Origin of the sequence: Streptomyces sp. NPDC007088 (assembly GCF_042869355.1) — a bacterium.
In the GTDB taxonomy this organism is placed as follows: Bacteria; Actinomycetota; Actinomycetes; order Streptomycetales; family Streptomycetaceae; genus Streptomyces.
This window is the reverse complement of record NZ_JBIAFO010000005.1, coordinates 56354-75110: the sequence shown is the minus strand read 5'-3', so window position 1 is coordinate 75110 and position 18757 is coordinate 56354. Positions and strand designations below refer to the sequence as shown.

At 73.0% G+C, this 18757-nt stretch carries 14 protein-coding genes; 11 read left to right on the top strand and 3 right to left on the bottom strand.

The genetic code is table 11. From position 1 onward, the window contains the following. Positions 1 to 251 precede the first annotated feature (251 nt). From aroA to ACFYMP_RS09930, 6 genes are all read left to right on the top strand, one after another. On the top strand, positions 252 to 3242 hold the full coding sequence (aroA, locus tag ACFYMP_RS09955; RefSeq protein ID WP_388853488.1) for a 3-phosphoshikimate 1-carboxyvinyltransferase: 2991 nt from the start codon (positions 252 to 254) through the stop codon (positions 3240 to 3242). Between the two features lie 133 nt (positions 3243 to 3375). Continuing rightward, positions 3376 to 4536 carry an acyl-CoA dehydrogenase family protein gene (locus ACFYMP_RS09950; RefSeq protein WP_388853485.1) on the top strand — a complete coding sequence of 387 codons (1161 nt, stop codon included), beginning with the start codon at positions 3376 to 3378 and terminating at the stop codon, positions 4534 to 4536. Between the two features lie 71 nt (positions 4537 to 4607). Continuing rightward, complete coding sequence (locus ACFYMP_RS09945) at positions 4608 to 5447, top strand: SDR family oxidoreductase (RefSeq protein WP_388853482.1); 840 nt, start codon at positions 4608 to 4610, stop codon at positions 5445 to 5447. Positions 5448 to 5576: 129 nt separating this feature from the next. Continuing rightward, a complete protein-coding gene (locus ACFYMP_RS09940) occupies positions 5577 to 7661 on the top strand; it encodes an FAD-dependent oxidoreductase (protein WP_388853479.1) in 2085 nt (694 codons plus the stop codon). Positions 7662 to 7754: 93 nt separating this feature from the next. Beyond that, entirely contained in the window at positions 7755 to 9005 is a 1251-nt protein-coding gene (gene fabF / locus ACFYMP_RS09935; protein ID WP_388853476.1) for a beta-ketoacyl-ACP synthase II, read from the top strand. 27 nt (positions 9006 to 9032) lie between these two features. After that, positions 9033 to 10700, top strand: coding sequence for a class I adenylate-forming enzyme family protein (locus ACFYMP_RS09930; protein ID WP_388853473.1), 1668 nt, complete (start codon positions 9033 to 9035; stop codon positions 10698 to 10700). A gap of 88 nt (positions 10701 to 10788) precedes the next feature. Here the strand turns inward: ACFYMP_RS09930 and ACFYMP_RS09925 are convergent, their stop codons facing one another. Further along, complete coding sequence (locus ACFYMP_RS09925; RefSeq protein WP_388853470.1) at positions 10789 to 11667, bottom strand: DMT family transporter; 879 nt, start codon at positions 11665 to 11667, stop codon at positions 10789 to 10791. A 102-nt stretch (positions 11668 to 11769) separates the two neighbouring features. On the opposite strand from ACFYMP_RS09925, the gene ACFYMP_RS09920 reads away from it, so the two are divergent. From ACFYMP_RS09920 to ACFYMP_RS09910, 3 genes are all read left to right on the top strand, one after another. Beyond that, entirely contained in the window at positions 11770 to 12390 is a 621-nt protein-coding gene (locus tag ACFYMP_RS09920) for a histidine phosphatase family protein (protein ID WP_388853467.1), read from the top strand. A gap of 199 nt (positions 12391 to 12589) precedes the next feature. Next, positions 12590 to 13327, top strand: coding sequence for an SDR family oxidoreductase (locus tag ACFYMP_RS09915; RefSeq protein WP_388853464.1), 738 nt, complete (start codon positions 12590 to 12592; stop codon positions 13325 to 13327). Between the two features lie 15 nt (positions 13328 to 13342). Continuing rightward, the gene (locus tag ACFYMP_RS09910) at positions 13343 to 13771 is read left to right on the top strand and encodes a YchJ family protein (protein ID WP_388853461.1); all 429 of its coding nucleotides are present in this window, start codon (positions 13343 to 13345) and stop codon (positions 13769 to 13771) included. 282 nt (positions 13772 to 14053) lie between these two features. Here the strand turns inward: ACFYMP_RS09910 and ACFYMP_RS09905 are convergent, their stop codons facing one another. Then, on the bottom strand, positions 14054 to 14755 hold the full coding sequence (locus tag ACFYMP_RS09905; protein ID WP_388853458.1) for a FadR/GntR family transcriptional regulator: 702 nt from the start codon (positions 14753 to 14755) through the stop codon (positions 14054 to 14056). A 141-nt stretch (positions 14756 to 14896) separates the two neighbouring features. Here ACFYMP_RS09905 and ACFYMP_RS09900 point away from each other — a divergent pair, with 141 nt between their 5' ends. Beyond that, the gene (locus tag ACFYMP_RS09900) at positions 14897 to 15424 is read left to right on the top strand and encodes a gluconokinase (RefSeq protein WP_388853455.1); all 528 of its coding nucleotides are present in this window, start codon (positions 14897 to 14899) and stop codon (positions 15422 to 15424) included. 128 nt (positions 15425 to 15552) lie between these two features. Then, positions 15553 to 16947, top strand: coding sequence for a gluconate:H+ symporter (locus tag ACFYMP_RS09895; RefSeq protein WP_388853452.1), 1395 nt, complete (start codon positions 15553 to 15555; stop codon positions 16945 to 16947). Between the two features lie 67 nt (positions 16948 to 17014). Here ACFYMP_RS09895 and ACFYMP_RS09890 read toward each other — a convergent pair whose 3' ends face one another. After that, entirely contained in the window at positions 17015 to 18670 is a 1656-nt protein-coding gene (locus tag ACFYMP_RS09890) for an FAD-binding dehydrogenase (protein WP_388853449.1), read from the bottom strand. Between the last annotated feature and the right edge of the window lie 87 nt (positions 18671 to 18757).

Below are 18757 nucleotides of genomic sequence, written 5' to 3'. Positions count from 1 at the left end.
CCGGCTGTCGGCCAGTCGGTCCCCCGAACGGGCCATGCGCCGCTTCCTGCGGCGACGTCGCACGCCTGCCGGGCCTTGCTTCCATAACGTAACCACTGCCGTCTTGCGGACGGTTCCATCACCGAGCCACGGCATGCCCCGGGGCCCTGTTCGTGCTGCCCGGCCCCGTGCGGTCCGGGCCGGCCGCGGGGTCCGCGTGCGCCTGCCCGGGGTTCGGTGTGCCCGCCCATGGCCAGGGAGTAGCACGACCCATGCACCTTCTTGTCAAAGGGATTCAGCACCAGCTCAGCGGTGAAGTTCTCGTCCCCAACTCCAAGTACCACGCGCATCGCGCGCTGATCCTCGCCTCGCTCGCCGAGGGGGTCAGCCGTGTCCACGGGCTGTCGGACGCCCGGCATGTCCAGTACACCGTGCAGTTGCTGCGCGGACTGGGGGTGAAGATCGCCACGGAGGGTGACACCTTCGTGGTGCACGGTCTGGGCGGTCGCTACCGTCCGCGCCGCGCGGCCGTCTCGGCCGGTTCCTCCGGCACCACGCTCTATTTCATGATCGGCCTGGCCTCGCTGTCGGACCGCCCCGTCTCGGTGACCGGCCAGAAGTACTTCCGGCGCCGTCCGGTGGGCCCCCTCCTGGACGCGCTGCGCCAGATGGGCGTACGGCTGGAGTCCGCGGACGACTGCCCTCCCGTGCACGTCCAGGACCACCGGCCCGACGGCGGCCACGTGCGGATCGCCGGCACCCTGTCGCAGTGGATCTCGGGGCTCATCCTGCTCGCGCCCTTCGCGACCGGGCCCACCACCATCGAGGTGAAGGGCGAGCTGAACGAACGCTCCTATCTGGAGCTGACCGTCGCGATGATGAAGCAGTTCGGTCTCGACGTCACCGTGTCCGACGACTGGCGCCGCTTCGACGTGCGGCCCGGTCAGTCGGCGGTGGCGACCGAGCTGACGCTGCCCCCGGACATCGGCTCGGCGGCGTTCGGGATCGCCGCGGCCGCCCTGCACCCCTCCGACGTCCTGCTCAAGGGCCTGAACCGGCTGGAGGGCGGGCCCGCCGACCATCCCGAGTTCCACTTCCTGGACATCGCGCGCGCCATGGGCGTACCGATGGAGCTGGACGAGGCGGCGGGCGGGGTGCGTATCCAGCAGGAGCGGCCGGAGCTCAAGGGCGTCTCGGTGGACTGCCGGGACGTGCCCGACATGCTGCCGATCCTCTCGACGCTCGGTTCCTTCGCGTACGGCGAGTCGGTGTTCCACAACATCGCGCACACCCGGCTCAAGGAGTCGGACCGGGCCGCCGCGATGCTCCAGCTCAACGCGATGGGCGGGGACCTGGAGCTGGACGGGGACGCGCTGCGGGTACGGGGCGTGGAGGGGCTTCTCGGCGCGAAGCTGTCCTCCTTCAACGACCACCGCGTCCTCATGTCGCTGGCCGTGGCCTCCTCGCGGGCCCGGGGCCACTCGACGCTCACCTATCCGAACGCCTACCGCATCTCGTACCCGGCCTTCCTCGACGCGATGAACACCCTCGGGCTGCCGATGAGCGTCGAGGACGGGCCGGCGCCCTCGGGGCGGGGGGCGGGGCGGCGGCTGGAGAAGGAGGTCACGAAGCCGGACCTCGCGGCGCGGATCACCCTGCCCGAGTGGCTGCGCCGGCGGGCGCTGAGCCGCCCGCACGACACCGCCGTGGTGGACGTGGGGCCCGGCCAGGACACGACGGTGACCTGGCGGGAGCTGCACGAGCGGGTCGAGCGGACCGCCGCGCTGCTGCTGCGCCTGGGCGTGCGGCCGGGTGAGAACGTCGCCTACCAGCTGCCCAACCGGGCCGAGTTCGTGGTGCTCTCGCTGGCCGCCCTGCGGGTCGGGGCGGTGTGCTGCCCGGTCATCCCGTTCTTCCGGGAGCGGGAGATCGGCTTCGTGCTGCGCCGCTCGAAGGCGCGGGTCCTGGTCGTCGCCGACCGGTACCGCTCGCGGCGCCCCGCCGAGGAGGTGCTGGGGCTGGACGCCGGGGACCTGGGCGCGTTGGAGCAGCTGGTCGTGGTGTCCGAGGAGGGCGGCCCCGCGCTGCTGCCCGAGGCGCCCGCGGGCGGCCCCGAGCTGCACGACTGGGAGAAGGCGCTCGCCGAGACGGAGATCGACCGCGAGGCGCTGGACGCCGTCGTACCGACTCCTGCGATGACGGCACAACTGCTGTTCACCTCGGGGACGACCGGGGAGCCGAAGGGCGTCACCCAGCCCTCGCGGAATCTGGTGCGGGCCGTCTCGATGGAGGCGCGTCACCTGGGGCTGAACGCCGGGGACGCGATCTGGGTGCCCTCCCCGCTCGCCCACCAGACCGGTTTCCTGTACGGGATGACGCTCGCGCTGGTGCTGGGCGTGCCGCAGATCCTGCAGGCGGAGTGGGACGCGAAGCGGGCGCTGGCGTCGCTCAACGCGCACGGGGCGACCTTCGTGCAGGCGGCGACGCCCTTCCTGTCGGATCTGGTCAAGGCGGTCGAGGAGGGCGGGGAGGTGCCGCGCAAGCTGCGCATCTTCGTGGCGACCGGGGCGACGGTGCCGCGCGGGCTCGCGGAGCGGGCCGGGCGGGTGCTGGGCGCCGACGTGTGCGGGGCCTTCGGGACGACCGAGACCTGCCTGGGCGCGCTGTCGGCGCCGGGTGACGAACCGGCGCAGCGCTGGGGTTCGGACGGCCGTGCGCTGGAGGGCATCGAGCTGCGGATCACCGACGACCAGGGGCGGGTGCTGCCCGCCGGGGTCGAGGGGAACTACGAGATCCACTCGCCGACGGTGTTCGACGGGTACCTGGACCGGCCCGATCTGACGGCGGAGGTGTTCACCGAGGACGGCTGGTACCGCACCGGTGACCTCGCGACGCTCGACTCCTCGGGGTATCTGCGGATCACCGGGCGGGTCAAGGACGTCATCAACCGGGGCGGGGAGAAGATCCCGGTCGCGGAGATCGAGCAGTTGCTGTTCGCGCATCCGGCGGTGGAGGACGTCGCGGTCGTGGCGATGCCCGATCCCCGGCTCGGTGAGCGGGCCTGCGCGTTCGTGGTGTTCGCCGAGGGGGCGGAGCTGTCCTTCGCGGATATGCGGGCGTATCTCGACGGGCATCAGGTGGCGAAGCAGTACTGGCCGGAGCGGCTGGAGCCGGTCGGCCTGCTGCCGCGCAACCCGGTCGGCAAGGTGCAGAAGTTCGAACTGCGGGAGCGGGCGAGAGCGCTGCGTCCGCAGGAGGCGTGAGCGGTGCCGGGGCGGGTGGGCGGGGTCCGCGGGCCGCTGCCCGCCCGTCCCGGCACCGCGGTCGCGTCCGGTGGCGTGCGGGGTGCCCGTACGCCGCCATCACCACACGGAAGACGGAAGACAGAGGCAGCACATGAGTGACGATCAGTCCTTCGACGGGCTCCGCACCCGGGTCGCGCAGTGGGTGGAGGGTCCCGGCGAGCGCTGGGCTGAGCGCATCGAGGAGACCGGCGAGGTCCCCGAGGCGCTGTGGGCCGAGCTGAACGAGCTGGGCTTCCTGCGGATCGCCGCCCCGGTGGAGTACGGCGGGCACGGGCTCGCGTTCTCGCGCTGGATGGAGCTGATGGAGATCTTCTCCCGCTCCCACGGCTCCATCCGGATGATCGTGCACGTCGTGAACGGGATCTGGCGGTCGATGGACGGCCACGCCACCGAGGAGCAGCGCAAGCGTTTCGTGATCCCCTCGGTCACCGGGGAGATCAAGATCGCCTTCACGCTGACCGAGCCGGGCAACGGCACGGGCGCGGACATCACGACGTCCGTGGTGCGCGAGGGTGACACGTACTACCTGTCGGGCCGTAAGCACCTGATCACCTTCGGGGTGCGCTGCGACTACTACCTGCTGGCGGCACGGGTGGAGGGCAGCACGGGGCACGAGGGGACGGTGGCGCTGCTCGTGCCGAGGAACGCCGAGGGCGTCACGGTCGAGGACACCTCGAACACGATGGGGGTCACGGGCACCGACCACGCCTCGCTGACCTTCGAGCGCACCCCGGTCCCGGTCGACCACCGGCTCGGGGCCGAGGGCGAGGGGCTGGAGGTGTTCCTCGGGGGGTTCCTGACGCCCTCGCGGATCTCGGTCGCGATGAGCTGTGTGGGACTCGCCGAGCGGGCGCAGCAACTGGCCGTGGACTACGCCCGAAACCGGGTGACCTTCGGCAAGGCGCTGACCGGGCGGCAGGCCATCCAGTTCATGCTCGCCGAGAACGCCGCCGACATCGAGGCGGCCAAGCAGCTCGTACTGCACGCGGCGCGGCGTTTCGAACAGGGCGCCGAGGACGCGTCGATGCAGTCCTCGATGGCGAAGATGCACGCCGTGACGATGCTGACCAACGTCACCGACAAGGCGCTCCAGATCCACGGCGGTCTGGGCTACTGGAAGTCTCAGAAGATCGAGCGGGTCTACCGCGACGCGCGCGCCCAGCGTTTCGAGGAGGGCACCAACGAGGTGCAGAAGGCCGTGGTCTTCCGCGAGGTGCTGCGCCGTACGCCCGCCGTCGAGAACGCCCGCTGAACTCCCGCTGAACTTCCGCTGAACTTCCGCTGAACTCCCGCAAGCGAAAAGCAGATTGAGGTATGGCTCCTATGAGCACTGAGCACTCCACCCAGCCGGCGGGCGAACGCGTCTCGCTGATCACCGGGGCCTCCCGGGGCATCGGCCGGCAGCTCGCGCTGACGCTGGCCCGGCGGGGCGGCACCGTCGTCGTCAACTACAAGAAGAACCAGGACCTCGCGGAGAAGACGGTCGCCGACGTCGAGGAGGCCGGCGGCAAGGGCTTCGCGGTGCGGGCCGACGTCGAGAGCGCCGAGGGCGTCAAGGCGCTGTTCGACGAGGTGGCGCGGCGCTGTGGGCGCCTCGACGACTTCGTGTCCAACGCGGCGGCGAGCGCCTTCAAGAACATCGTGGACCTCGGCCCGCACCACCTCGACCGCTCGTACGCGACGAACCTGCGGCCCTTCGTGCTCGGCGCGCAGGAGGCGGTGAAGCTCATGGACCGGGGCGGCCGGATCGTCGCGCTGTCCTCCTACGGTTCGATCCGCGCCTATCCGACGTACGCGACGCTCGGCGCGATGAAGGCCGCGATCGAGGCGTGGGTGCGGTACATGGCGGTGGAGTTCGCGCCGTACGGCATCAACGTGAACGCGGTCAACGGCGGTCTGATCGACTCGGACTCGCTGGAGTACTTCTACAACGTCAAGGGCATGCCCGACATGCAGGGCGTCCTGGACCGTATTCCGGCCCGCCGTCCGGGCACCGTCCAGGAGATGGCCGACACGATCGCCTTCCTGCTGGGCGAGGGCGCGGGGTACATCACCGGGCAGACCCTCATGGTGGACGGCGGACTGAGCGTCGTGGCGCCGCCGTTCTTCGCCGACGCGGGGCCGGAGCTGACGCTGCCGCCGCGCCCCACCCGCGAGGGCTGAGGCCCCCGCGCCCCGTCGCCGGGCCGGCCGCGACCGCGGCCGGCCCGCTTCCCCGTCCGGCGCCGCGGTTTCCCCGCCGGGCCGTCCGCCATCCCTGATCCCTTCGGACCCGAGGAGAGGGACCCGACCGTGTTCGACCACGTCTTCCGCCCCGGCGCGATCGGTGGGCTCGTCCTGCCGCACCGCGTCGTCATGGGCGCCATGCACCTCAACCTCGAAACGCTCGACGACGGCGGCGAGGCGCTGGCCGCGTTCTACGCGGAGCGCGCGCGGGGCGGTGCCGCCCTGCTGGTGACCGGCGGGACGGCGGTGAGCGCGGCCGGTGCGGGCGGGCCCTCGTACGGGATCGTGGACGATCCGGGGCACCGGGCCGCGCTGGCGCGTACGGCGGCCGCGGTGCGCGAGGCGGGCGGCCGGATCGCGCTCCAGCTCTTCCACGCGGGGCGGTACGCCCTGCCGGGGGCGCCGGGAACGGACGGCGGAGCGCCCTTCGCGCCCTCGGCCGTCCACAGCCGGTTCGCGCGCGCGACGCCGAGGGAGCTGACGGGACAGCAGGTCCTCGCGACGGTCGAGGACTTCGCGCGGGCCGCGCGTACCGCCCGGGAGCTGGGCTTCGACGCGGTCGAGGTGATGGGCTCCGAGGGCTATCTGATCAACCAGTTCACGGCGCCGCTCACCAACCGGCGCACCGACGAGTGGGGCGGGGACCCGGTACGGCGGCTTCGTTTCCCCCTCGCGGTGGCCGCCGCCGTACGGGAGGCGGTGGGTCCCGGTTTCCCGGTGCTGTTCCGGATGTCGGGCGCCGATCTGGTCGAGGACGGCACCCCGGCCGAGGACACGGCGGCCCTCGCCGTGGCCCTCGTCCAGGCGGGGGTGGACGCCCTCGCGGTGGGGATCGGCTGGCACGAGTCGCCGGTGCCCACGGTGCAGGCGCAGGTGCCGCCCGGGACCTGGGCCGGGTACGCGAGGAACGTGAAGCGGGCGCTGCGCGCGGCCGGCCGGCCCGCAGTGCCGGTCATCGCCTCGAACCGCTACAACCGGCTCGCCCAGGTCGAGGAGGTGCTGGCGGGCGGCGAGGTCGACTTCGTGGCGCTGGCCCGGCCCTTCCTCGCGGACCCGCAGATCGTCGCGAAGTCCCGGGCCGGCCGTACCGAGGCGGTGGATCTGTGCATCGCGTGCAACGAGGCGTGCGTCGACCGGTCCTTCGGCAGCGAGCCGGTGTCCTGCCTGGTCAATCCGCGCAGCGGCCACGAGAGCGAGTTCCCGGCGCGGCTGCCCTCGCCGCTCCGGCGCGGCCGGTACGCGGTGATCGGGGCGGGCCCGGCCGGTCTTGAGGCGGCGCGCACGCTGGCGCGTCTGGGCCAGCGGGTCGAGGTGTTCGAGGCGCGGCAGGAGGTGGGCGGGCAGTTCCGGCTGGCCGCGCTCGTGCCGGGCAAGGCGGAGTTCGGCGAGACGGTACGGCACCACGTGCGCGAGCTGGCCGAGCTGGGCGTGGAGGTGCGTCTCGGGCACCGGGTCGGACACCGGGACCTGCCCTTGCTGCGGTCCCTGGACGGGGTCGTCCTGGCCACCGGGGTGCTCGCGCGGCGGCCCGAGCTGCCGGGGCTCGCGCTGCCGCACGTCCTCGACTACCACCAGGCCTTCGCCGATCCGCAGGCGCTCGGTGCCCGGGTCGCGGTGATCGGCGGGGGCGGGATCGCGGTGGACCTCGCGCATCTGCTGACCGCCGGTCCCCACACGAAGGCCACCCCGGAGCGGTTCCTGTCCTCGCACCCGCTCACGGCGGGCGGCGGGGTGGCGTTCGCCCCTCCTCCCCCGCGCGCTCCCGTCCGCGAGGTGACCCTCATGCGGCGGGGCGGGCGCGTGGGCCAGGGCATCGGGCCCAGTACCCGCTGGGTGGTGATGGGGGAGCTGCGCGCGGCCGGGGTGCGGCTGCTGACCGGGATCTCGTACGAGGAGATCACCCGTGAGGGGGTCGTGGTGCGTAACGCGGCGGGCGCCGCCGAACTCGTCGCCGCCGACCACGTGGTGCTCGCCTCCGGTCAGGAGGCGGAGCGGGACGTGGCCCAGCTGCTGGAGCGGGCCGGGGTCCCGTACGAGGCGGCGGGCGGGGCGGCCGGCACCGAGGCGCTCAACGCGGTGCGTGCCACGGCCGAGGGCTTGCGCGCGGCGCACCGGCTGCTCGGGCGGCGCCGGGCGCGGGCGGGCGGTTAGCCGTTCCGTGCGCCCGGACCGGCCGACCGCGCGCACGGCAGAAGTTTTCGATCACGCCCCGGGCACCGGTCCTGGGCGAGCAGGAGGAGTTCCGTGCAGAACAAGCAACAAGTCGTGGTGACGGGCTTCGGCGCGCTCACCCCGGTCGGCAACGACCGGGAGAGCACCTGGCAGGCGCTTCTCGCGGGCAGGTCGGGCATCGCCCCGATCTCGCGCTTCGACGCGGTGGGGCTGCCCACCACGATCGCCGGTGAGGTGAAGGGCTTCGATCCCTCGGCGCTGCTGGACCGCAAGCGGGAGCGGCGGTCGGCGCGCTTCTCGCAGCTCGCGGTCGCGGCGGCCAGGGAGGCCGTGGCGGACGCCTCGCTGACGGTCGGCGCGGCGCAGGGCGGCGTGGACGCGGAGCGGGTCGGCGTCGTCCTGAACAACGCGGTCGCCGGGATGGACGGCGTGGAGGCGGCGGTGGACCAGCTGCACGCCGATCCGCGCACCATCTCGCCGTACTTCGTGTCCTCGGTCATCCCGAACATGCCGGCCTGTGAGGTCGCGATCGATCTGGGGGTGCGCGGTCCGGTCACGGCGAGCGCGCTGGCCTGCGCGAGCGGGATCTACGCGCTGCTGGAGGCGCGCCGGCTGATCCTGTCCGGGGAGGCCGACGTGGTGCTGGCGGGCGGGACCGACTCGGCGATCACCCGGGTCATGTTCCAGGGGCTGTCGAACATGGGCGCCCTCTCGAAGCGCAACGACGACCCGGCGCGGGCCAGCCGCCCCTTCGACGCGGACCGGGACGGTTTCGTGTTCGGCGAGGGCGCCGTCGTCTGCGTCCTGGAGTCCGCCGGGCACGCGGCCGCGCGCGGCGCGCGGGCCTACGCGGAGGTCGCGGGCGGGGCGCTCACCTCGGACGCCTTCCATGTGAGCGCGCCCGATCCGACGGGGGCGGGCGCGGTGTCGGCGATGCGCCGGGCGCTGGTCTCGACGGGCACGGAGGCGAGCGACGTGGACTACGTCTGCGCGCACGGCACGAGCACCCGGATCAACGACCTGATGGAGACGAAGGCGATCCGCGAGGTGTACGGGGCGCACGCCTACGACCTCGCGGTGAGTTCGCCGAAGTCGATGGTGGGCCACCTCATCGGGGCGGCCGGAGCGCTGTCCGCGATGGTCGCGGCCCTCGCCATCCGGGACGGTGTCGTGCCGCCCACCATCAACCTGGACACCCCGGGCGAGGAGTGCGACCTCGACTACGTGCCGCACACCGCCCGCAAGACCGATGTACGCGCGGCCGCCGTCAACGCCTTCGGCTTCGGCGGGCAGAACTGCGTCGCCGTGCTGAGAGCCGTCTGAGGCCGCAGCCACCATGGAGATACGGATATGAACACCACCCCCGCCTACGACCCCTCCGCCTTCCGGGACGTGTTCGAGCAACGGTTCACGTACTGGGCCGGGTTCGAGCGCAACACGCACCGCTACGCGCGCTCGGTCGCGCTGTCCGACCCGGCCACGGGCCGCAGTTGGAGCTACGCCGAACTGGGCGCGGAGGTCGAGCGGCTGGCCGCAGGTCTCGCCGCCTCGGGGGTCGGCCCCGGCGACCTCGTCGCCTACCAGCTGTTCAACGGGCCGGAGTTCGCCCTGCTCTACCTGGCGACGCAGCGGCTGGGGGCGGTCGGCTCGCCGGTCAACTTCCGCCTCGCGCCGGGTGAGACGGCGCACGTGCTGGACACCGGCCGGCCCGCCGTCTTCGTGTACGACACCTCGGTCGCCGAGTCGGCGGGCCGGGCGCTGGAGCTGGCCGGGCACGCGCCGAAGCTCGTGGTGCACGTGCCCTCGGGACAGGACGGGGACCATCCGCTCGCCTCCTCGGTGCCCTTCGTGCAGCTCGCCGAGCGGGGCGCGGGGCAGCCGCTGCCGGCCGCGCCCTCGGGCGGGATCTACGCGGAGACGACCCGGCTGTACACCTCGGGCACGACGGGGATGCCGAAGGGGGTGCCGCTCAACAACGCGGTCGAGGTGCTGTCGGCGCACGACGTGATCATGCACTTCCCGCTGTCGCCGCAGGACCGGACCCTCAACATGTCGCCGTGGTTCCACCGGGGCGGGCTGTACTCGGGCGGGCCCAACCCGGTGTTCTACGTGGGCGGCGAGGTGGTGCCGTTGCGGCACTTCGACGCGGACGTGGTGCTCGACCTCGTGCAGGAGCGGCGGATCACCTTCCTGATCGGCGCGCCCACCAACCTGGAGCGGCTGGCCGACGCGCAGGAGCGCGCGCCCCGCGACCTGTCCTCGCTGCGCGGCATCGTGACGATGGGCGCCCCGCTGGACCGCGCGGCCTGCCTGCGCTACCAGGAGACGCTGACCCCGGCGATCTTCAACGGGTACGGCACGACGGAGGCGTTCTGGAACACCTTCCTGCGCCCCGCCGACCTGCCGGAGCACGCGGGCAGCGCGGGCCGGGCCTGCACGGACGACGACGTGGCCGTGGTGAAGGTGTACGAGGGGCGGCGCGCGGCCCCCGACGAGCTGGTGGCGAAGGACGGCCAGGAGGTCGGCGAGGTCATCGTGCGCTCCCCGAAGTCGGGCTACGGCTACGTCGGCCGGCCCGAGGAGCAGGCGGAGAACTTCCGGGACGGCTGGCTGTACATCGGGGATCTGGCGACCTGGGACGCCGACGAGTACGTGACGATCGTGGGCCGGCGGGACGACATGATCCTCTCGGGCGGCGAGAACGTGCACCCCGTGCAGGTCGAGGAGGTGCTCAACGAGCATCCCGGGATCGCCGACTCGGCCGTCGTGGGCGCGCCCGATCCCGAGTGGGGGCAGCTCGTGACGGCGTACGTCGTGCGCAAGGACCCCTCGCTGACGGTCGGGGACTGCGAGAAGCACGCCAGGGCGCATCCGATGCTCGCGGCCTACAAGCGGCCGCGCGCCTACCGGTTCGTGGACGCGCTGCCGGTGACCTCGACCGGCAAGAAGGTGCACTTCCGGCTGCGGGAGCAGGTCGCGCGGGACCTCGCGGACGGGCTGCTGGAGCGGGTCCGGTAGGGGCGGGGCGGGAGGCGGTCGGGACGGGGCCGTCGCCGAGGCGGCGGGCCCCGTCCCGACCCCGCGCCGCCCTCCCCGGTCAGGGCCGCTACCGCACCCGCGTCCGCCTCTTCGGCGGCGGGCCGCCCGCCGCGAGCGGGGAGCGGGCCAGTTCGACGACTCCGGCGGCGATCAGGGCGACGGAGAGCAGTTCGGGGACGAGCCACCAGCCGGTGCGCAGGTGCTCGTCGAAGAGGAAGACCCCGTAGGCGATGCTGATGAGCGCGTCGCCGAGGGTCAGCATCGGCTGGGAGGCGGCGAGCGAGCCGGCCTGGAGCGCGTTCTGCAGCAGGAACAGCGCGCCGACTCCGGCCACCGCCGTCCCGTACAGCTGCCAGGACGAGAACAGGGCGCCGACCGAGCCGCCGCCCTCCAGCCGGGCGAGGGCGTCCTTCATGAGGGCGGCGGTCAGGGCGTAGGAGCACGCGGCGGCGAGGCCGAGCAGCGCGGCCCGCGGATTGCCGCGGACACCCAGGGCCAGGAAGATCAGTACCGCCTCGAAGACCGCCGTGGCGATCAGGGCGGGCACCCACACCAGGCCGTGGACCTGTTCGGTGCCGCCGGAGGGCGCGGCGCTGCCCATGCCGAGCGCGAGCCCCACGGTGACCGCGGCGGCCCCGGCCCAGATCTTCGCGGGGAGCCTGACCCGGAACATGTGCCCGGCCAGCAGCAGCGTCGCGGGCAGTTCGACGACGAAGATCGGCTGGACGACGGCGATGGGGCCGGTGGCGAGGGCGACGGCCTGGCACACGGCGGCGACCAGCACCATGCCGATTCCCGCGAGCCACACCTTCTGCCGCAGGAGTTTCCCGATGAGCGACAGCCGCAGAGCGTCACTGTCGGGCACGGTCGCGGCGGCCCGTCGTTGCAGGACGGAGGCGGAGCCGTTGCTGACGGCGGTGAGTACGGCGAACAGGACACTGATCACTCGACCATCATGCGGGTGGAGTGTCCGGGAAGCCGCCGGTGGGGGGCCGCGTGGCAGGGTGGAGGTGCGGGCGTGTGGCCCGCGACCTGTGAGGAGACGGTGATGGGTGAGCTGATTCTGGTGCGGCACGGCGAGACGAGCTGGAGCCGGACCATGAAGCACACCAGCTGGACGGAGCTGCCGCTGACGGCGGCGGGTGAGGAGCAGGCGCAGGCCGTCGCTCCCCTGCTGGCCTCGCGGCGGGTGTCGCTGACGGTGACCAGTCCCATGGAGCGGGCGGTGCGCACGGCGGAGCTGGCGGGGCTGAACCCCACCTTCACCGACCCCGATCTGGTCGAGTGGGACTACGGGGCGTACGAGGGCGTCACGACGGTCGAGATCCACCAGGAGCGGCCCGACTGGGACCTGTGGCGCGACGGGGTCGCCCAGGGGTCGCCGGAGCATCCGGGCGAGTCCCCGCGGCAGGTGGGCGAGCGGGCCGACCGGGTCCTGGCGAAGGTGGACCGGGCGCTGCGCGACGCCGACCTCGACGGGCGGGGCGGCGACGTGGTCCTGGTCGGGCACGCGCACTTCCTGCGGGCCCTCACCGCGCGCCGGCTGGGCCTGGACGTGGCCTCGGGCGCGCTGTTCCGTCTGGACACGGGTTCGGTGAGCCGGCTGGGCACGGAACACGGGCGACCGGTCGTCTCGGCGTGGAACGTGACGACGCCCGAACGGTGGTGAGCGCGCCCGTCCCCGGCCGCGGCGGGGCGCGCGGACCGGGGGGGGAGCCGATAAGGGGCGCGAGGGGCCGGCAGGTCCGATAAGGGGCGCGCCGGGGCAGACCCCGACGATTGGGCGGCAAGCGTCTAGCGTGTCCGGGAAGGGGCCCGCGAGTGCGGAGGCAGTCCGGGGGCCCGCACCACGGTGAAGGAGTGCGGACATGAAGATCGCGGTCGTCGGCGGTACCGGCCTGATCGGCACCAAGGTCGTCGCCCATCTGCGGGCGGGCGGTCACGACGCGGTGGCGCTGGCGCGGGCCACGGGCACCGACGTCCAGGCGGGCACGGGGCTGCTGCCGGATCTGGAGGGCGCCGACGTGTGCGTCAACCTGACGAACTCGCCGACCTTCGACGCGGCCTCCGTGGACTTCTTCCGCACCTCCATGGACAACATCCTCCAGGCGGGTCTGGACGCGGGGGTGCGGCACCAGTTGCTCCTGTCGATCGTCGGCGTGGATCAGGTCCCCGACCTCGACTACTACCGGGCGAAGACGGTGCAGGAGGAGGTCCTCAAGCAGGGGCCCGCGCCCTGGTCGATCGTGCGGGCGACACAGTTCTTCGAGTTCGTGGAGAGCCTCATGTCGTACACGACCGAGGGCGAGGTCGTGCGTCTGCCCTCCACCCCGCTCCAGCCGATCGCCGCGGCCGACGTGGTGGAGGCGCTCGTGGAGACGGCCCTGGGCGGCCCCACCCGGTCCACTCTCGATGTCGCGGGCCCCGAGGTGCACCCGCTGGACGAGCTGGGCCGCCTCACGCTCGCGGCCCGGCCGGACGGCCGCACGGTGGTCACCGACGACGCGGCGGGCCTGTTCTCCGCCGTCCCCGGCGCGGTGCTGACCGCCGGCCCGGACGCGCGCGTCGCCCCGACCCGGTACGGCGACTGGCTCCGCGACGCCTGACGGCACAATGGGCCCATGGCCCGTCGCAGAACCCCCCGCCCCCTCTCCGCCCCCGCCGTGCCCTCCGCGTGCCCGTGCGGGGTGCCCGGCGCCCCGTACGCGGAGCACTGCGGCCGGTTCCACGCCGGGCGGGCCGCCGCCCCCACCGCCGAGGCCCTGATGCGCTCGCGCTACAGCGCCTTCGCGGTGCGCGACGAGGCGTACCTGCTGCGCACCTGGCATCCCGGCACGCGCCCCGCCCGGGTGGCCACCGACCCGGGCACCCGCTGGACGGGGCTGGAGATCGAGGAGACGCGGCGCGGGAGCGCCTTCCACCAGGACGGCACCGTGACGTACCGGGCCCACTACCTCGACGGCCGGGAGCCCGGTTCGCTGCACGAGCGCAGCCGGTTCACGCGGGTGGACGGCGAGTGGGTGTACGTGGACGGGGACTTCCTGGACTGAGAACCGGCCGGAGAAGGCGGTCGAGCCCGGCGCTCCCCTTCGTCCCGCGTCCCGGCCGGCGGCCCGGCTCGGACGGTCCTCCGCCGGGGGCCAAGGAAGCCGGGCGCGTACGCCGGCGCTGAGCCCCCTCGCGCGGATCACGTCCGGTCCGGGGGCCTGTGCCGGCGTCAGGTCCCCGGTGCCGGCGCTGAGTTCACCGCGCGCCGGGCGGCGGCCGGGTGCGGCCGGGCCGGCCCGAGGGCGGGGCCCGCTCCGCGTGCGGCCGGGCGCACCCCGGGGCCCTCAGGGGGCCAGGATGTCGAGTTCGTGCAGAGCGCCCACGGTGATCTCTCGGGTCAGCGCCTCGGCGCGCGCCTCGTCCCGCATCCGGATCGCCTCGGCCACCTGGACGTGCAGGGTGACGGCGGGCGGGTCGGGGTCCTGGAACATCACCTGATGCTCGGTGCGGCCGGTGAGGATCTCCGCGACGACGTCGCCCAGGCGCGCGAACATCTCGTTGCCCGAGGCGTTCAGGACGATGCGGTGGAAGGCGACGTCGTGCACGAGGTACGCCTCCAGTTGCTGGCCGCGTGAGGTGGCGACCATGCCGAGCGCGGCCTCGGTCAGCCGCGCGCACTCCTCGGCGCCGGCCCGGCGCGCGGCGAGACCCGCGGCGACCGGTTCGACGGCCGAGCGCAGGACGGTCAGCGAGCGCAGTTGCCGCGAGCGGTCGGTGCCGGCCAGGCGCCAGCGGATGACCTGCGGGTCGTAGAGGTTCCACTCCTCGCTCGCGCGCACCGTCACCCCGACCCGGCGGCGGGACTCCACGAGGTGCATGGACTCCAGGACGCGGACCGCCTCGCGGATCACGGAGCGGGACACCTCGAAGCGCCGGGCCAGCTCATCGGTGCGCAGAACGCTCCCGGGCGGGTAGGCGCCACAGGTGATGGCAGGGCCCAGGCTGTCGAGAACGCGGGCGTGCAGGCCCCCACCCTGAGTGGTCATGGCGTCAGGGTACGGTGCGGTCTGCATCTGCGAAAGATACGACTTTTACGTCACACTCCCTTGAATAAGTCTGACGTAATGAGTTTCAGTGACGTGACATCCCGATGTCGACGAAGACAGCGAAAAGACAGCGAGGCAGAGATGAACACCCCCCATGTCGTCGTGGTCATGGGTGTGGCCGGTACCGGTAAGACCACCATCGGCCCGCTCCTGGCGGAACGGCTCGGCGTTCCCTACGCCGAGGGCGACGACTTTCATCCCCCGGCCAACATCGCCAAGATGAGCGCCGGGACCCCGCTGGAGGACGCCGACCGGTGGCCGTGGCTGGACGCCATCGGCCGCTGGGCGCACAGCCGGGCCGGGCTCGGCGGCGTCGTCAGCTCCTCCGCGCTCAAGCGCTCCTACCGGGACCGGCTGCGTGCCGAGGCCCCCGGGGCCGTCTTCGTCCACCTCACCGGGGACCGCGCCCTCATCGAGAGCCGCATGTCCCACCGGCAGGGCCACTTCATGCCGGCCAAGCTGCTCGACTCGCAGTTCGCGACGCTCCAGCCGCTGGGCCCCGACGAACTCGGGGTCGAGGTCGACGTGAGCGGTGGCCCGGAGGAGATCGCGGACCGCGCGCTGGAAGCCCTGCGCGCGCTGCCCTCCCCCGAGGCGACCGCCTCGTAGCCGGGGCGCTCGCGGTCCGCGCCCCGCGGACCGCCGCCTCCCGGCCCCCCGTGCCCCGGGACGACTCCCCCCAAGGACCGTCCGCTCCCCCACACTTCCCGTTCCCACCCCACCCTTAGGAAGAGACCGTGACCAGTCTCAGCGTCGAGATGCTGGCAGCGGACCCCGAGCCGATCACCTCGGCGGGCAACGCGCAGCTCGGCATAGCCGTCGTCCTCGGCATAGCCGTCATCGTCGTCCTCATCGCGAAGTTCAAGCTTCACGCGTTCTTGTCCCTGACGATCGGCGCGCTCGTGCTCGGCGCCGTCGCGGGCGCCCCGCTCGACAAGGCCATCACGAGCTTCACCACGGGGCTCGGCTCCACGGTGGCGAGCACGGGTGTGCTCATCGCGCTCGGCTCGATCCTCGGCAAGCTGCTCGCCGACTCGGGGGGCGCCGACCGGATCGTCGACACCATCCTCGCCAAGGCGAGCGGCAAGGCCATGCCCTGGGCGATGGTCCTGATCGCCGCCGTGATCGGGCTGCCGATCTTCTTCGAGGTCGGCATCGTGCTGCTGATCCCGGTCGTGCTGATGGTCGCCAAGCGCGGCAACTACTCGCTCATGCGCATCGGCATCCCGGCGCTGGCCGGTCTGTCCGTCATGCACGGGCTGATCCCGCCCCACCCCGGGCCGCTGGTCGCGGTGGACGCGCTGCACGCCAACCTCGGCATCACCCTGGCCCTCGGCATCGTCGTCGCGATCCCCTCGGTGATCGTGGCCGGTCCGCTGTTCTCCCGGTACGCGGCCCGCTGGGTCGACGTGCAGGCGCCCGAGAAGATGACGCCGCAGCGCGCCAGTGACGACCTGGAGAAGACCCCCGGCTTCTTCGCGACCGTCTCGACGCTGCTGCTGCCGGTCGTCCTGATGCTCATGAAGGCGCTCGTCGACATCATCATCGACGACCCGGCCGACCTCACCCAGCGGGTGTTCGACGTCATCGGCAACCCGATGTTCGCGCTGCTGGTCGCCGTGCTCGTGGCCCTGTTCACGCTGGGCCGCGCGGCCGGCTTCACCCGGGACCGCATCAACACGACCGTCGAGACCTCGCTCGCGCCGATCGCGGGCGTCCTGCTCATCGTCGCCGCCGGCGGCGGCTTCAAGCAGGTCCTGGTGGACGCGGGCGTCGGCGACATGATCCTCGACATCTCGAAGGACTGGTCGATCCCGGCGCTGCTGCTGGCCTGGCTGATCGCTGTGATCATCCGTCTGGCCACGGGTTCGGCGACCGTCGCGACGGTGTCCGCCGCCGGTCTCGCCTCGGGGCTCGCGGACGGCATGTCGACCTCGCACACCGCCCTCATGGTGCTCGCGATCGGCGCCGGCTCGCTGTTCTTCAGCCACGTCAACGACGCGGGCTTCTGGCTGGTCAAGGGCTACTTCGGGCTGGACGTCGGACAGACGGTCAAGACGTGGTCCTTCATGGAGACGATCCTGTCCGTCATGGGCATCGTGATGGTCCTGCTGCTGTCGCTGGTCGTCTAGCGAGGCGGCCCCACGCGGTACGGCGGCGCCCCGGGACTCCCGGGGCGCCGCCGTCGGCGTATGAGGCTCAGCCGAGCGCCTCGGCCGCCGCCCGCCCGGCGGTACGCCCGGAGAACAGGCAGCCACCGAGGAAGGTGCCCTCCAGGGAGCGGTAGCCGTGGACCCCGCCGCCGCCGAATCCGGCCGCCTCCCCGGCCGCGTAGACCCCGTCCAGGGGCTGGCCCGACTCGGTCAGGACCCGCGCGGACAGGTCGGTCTCCAGTCCGCCGAGGGACTTGCGGGTCAGGATGTTGAGCCGGACCGCGACGAGCGGGCCCGCCTTCGGGTCGAGAATCCGGTGCGGGGCCGCCGCCCGGACGATCCGGTCGCCGAGGAACTTGCGAGCCCCCCGGATCGCGGTGATCTGGGAGTCCTTGGTGAAGGGGTTGGCCACCTCGCGGTCGCGTTCGACCAGGACCCGGCGCAGCGCCTCCTCCTCGATCAGCGACTGGCCGGTGAGCGCGTTCATACCGCGCACCAGCGCCCCCAGCTCCTTCTCCACGACGAAGTCGGCGCCCCGGTCCATGAAGGCCCGTACCGGCCCCGGCACCTCCGAGCGCGCGCGGCCGATCACCCCGCGCACCGACTTGCCGGTGAGGTCGGGGTTCTGTTCGGAGCCGGAGAGCGTGAACTCCTTGCCGATGATCCGCTGGTTCAGCACGAACCAGCTGTACGGGTACCCGGTGCGCGTGATGTGTTCGAGGGTGCCGAGCGTGTCGAAGCCGGGGAAGAGGGGGACGGGCAGCCGCCTGCCCTCGGCGTCCAGCCACAGTGAGGAGGGACCGGGCAGGATGCGGATGCCGTGCCGGTTCCAGATCGGGTTCCAGTTCTCGATGCCCTCGGTGTAGTGCCACATCCGGTCGCCGTTGACGAGGCGGCCGCCCGCGTCCTGGGCGACCTGGAGCATGTGGCCGTCCACGTGCGCGGGCACCCCGGACAGGAGCTTGGCGGGCGGCTCGCCCAGCCGCTCGGGCCAGTAGCGCCGTACGAGGTCGTGGTTGCCGCCGATGCCCCCCGAGGTGACGATCACCGCCTGGGCGCGCAGCTCGAAGGCGCCGGTCACGGTCCGGCTGCTGGCCGCCCCGCGCGCGGCCCCGGAGGCTTCGAGGATCTCCCCGCTCACCGTGTCGACGCCGCCCGCGCTGCGCGAGAGGCCCGTGACCCGGTGCCGGAAGCGGAAGGTGACCAGGCCCCGTTCGGCGGCGGCCCGTACGCGGCGTTCGAAGGGGGCGAGCAGTCCGGGCCCGGTGCCCCAGGTGATGTGGAAGCGCGGGACGGAGTTGCCGTGCCCGCCCGCGTCGTAGCCGCCCCGTTCGGCCCAGCCGACGACCGGGAAGAAGCGGACGCCCTGCCGGTGCAGCCACGCGCGTTTCTCGCCGGCCGCGAAGTCGACGTACGCCTCGGCCCAGCGGCGCGGCCAGTAGTCCTCCTCGCGGTCGAAACCGGCGGTGCCCATCCAGTCCTGGAGCGCGAGGGCGTGGCTGTCCTTGATGCGCAGCCTCCGCTGTTCGGGCGAGTCCACGAAGAAGAGGCCGCCGAAGGACCAGTGGGCCTGTCCGCCCAGGGCCTGCTCGGGCTCCTGGTCGAGCAGGATCACCCGGCGACCGGCGTCCGCCAGTTCGGCGGTGGCGGCGAGCCCGGCGAGCCCCGCGCCGATCACGATGACGTCCGCGTCGTAGGCCATGCACTCACGTTCCTGTCGGGAATCGGGATCGGGGAAAACCTGGGGGTACCGGGGTGCCGGGGTGCTCGCGCCCCCGCGTCCGGGGCG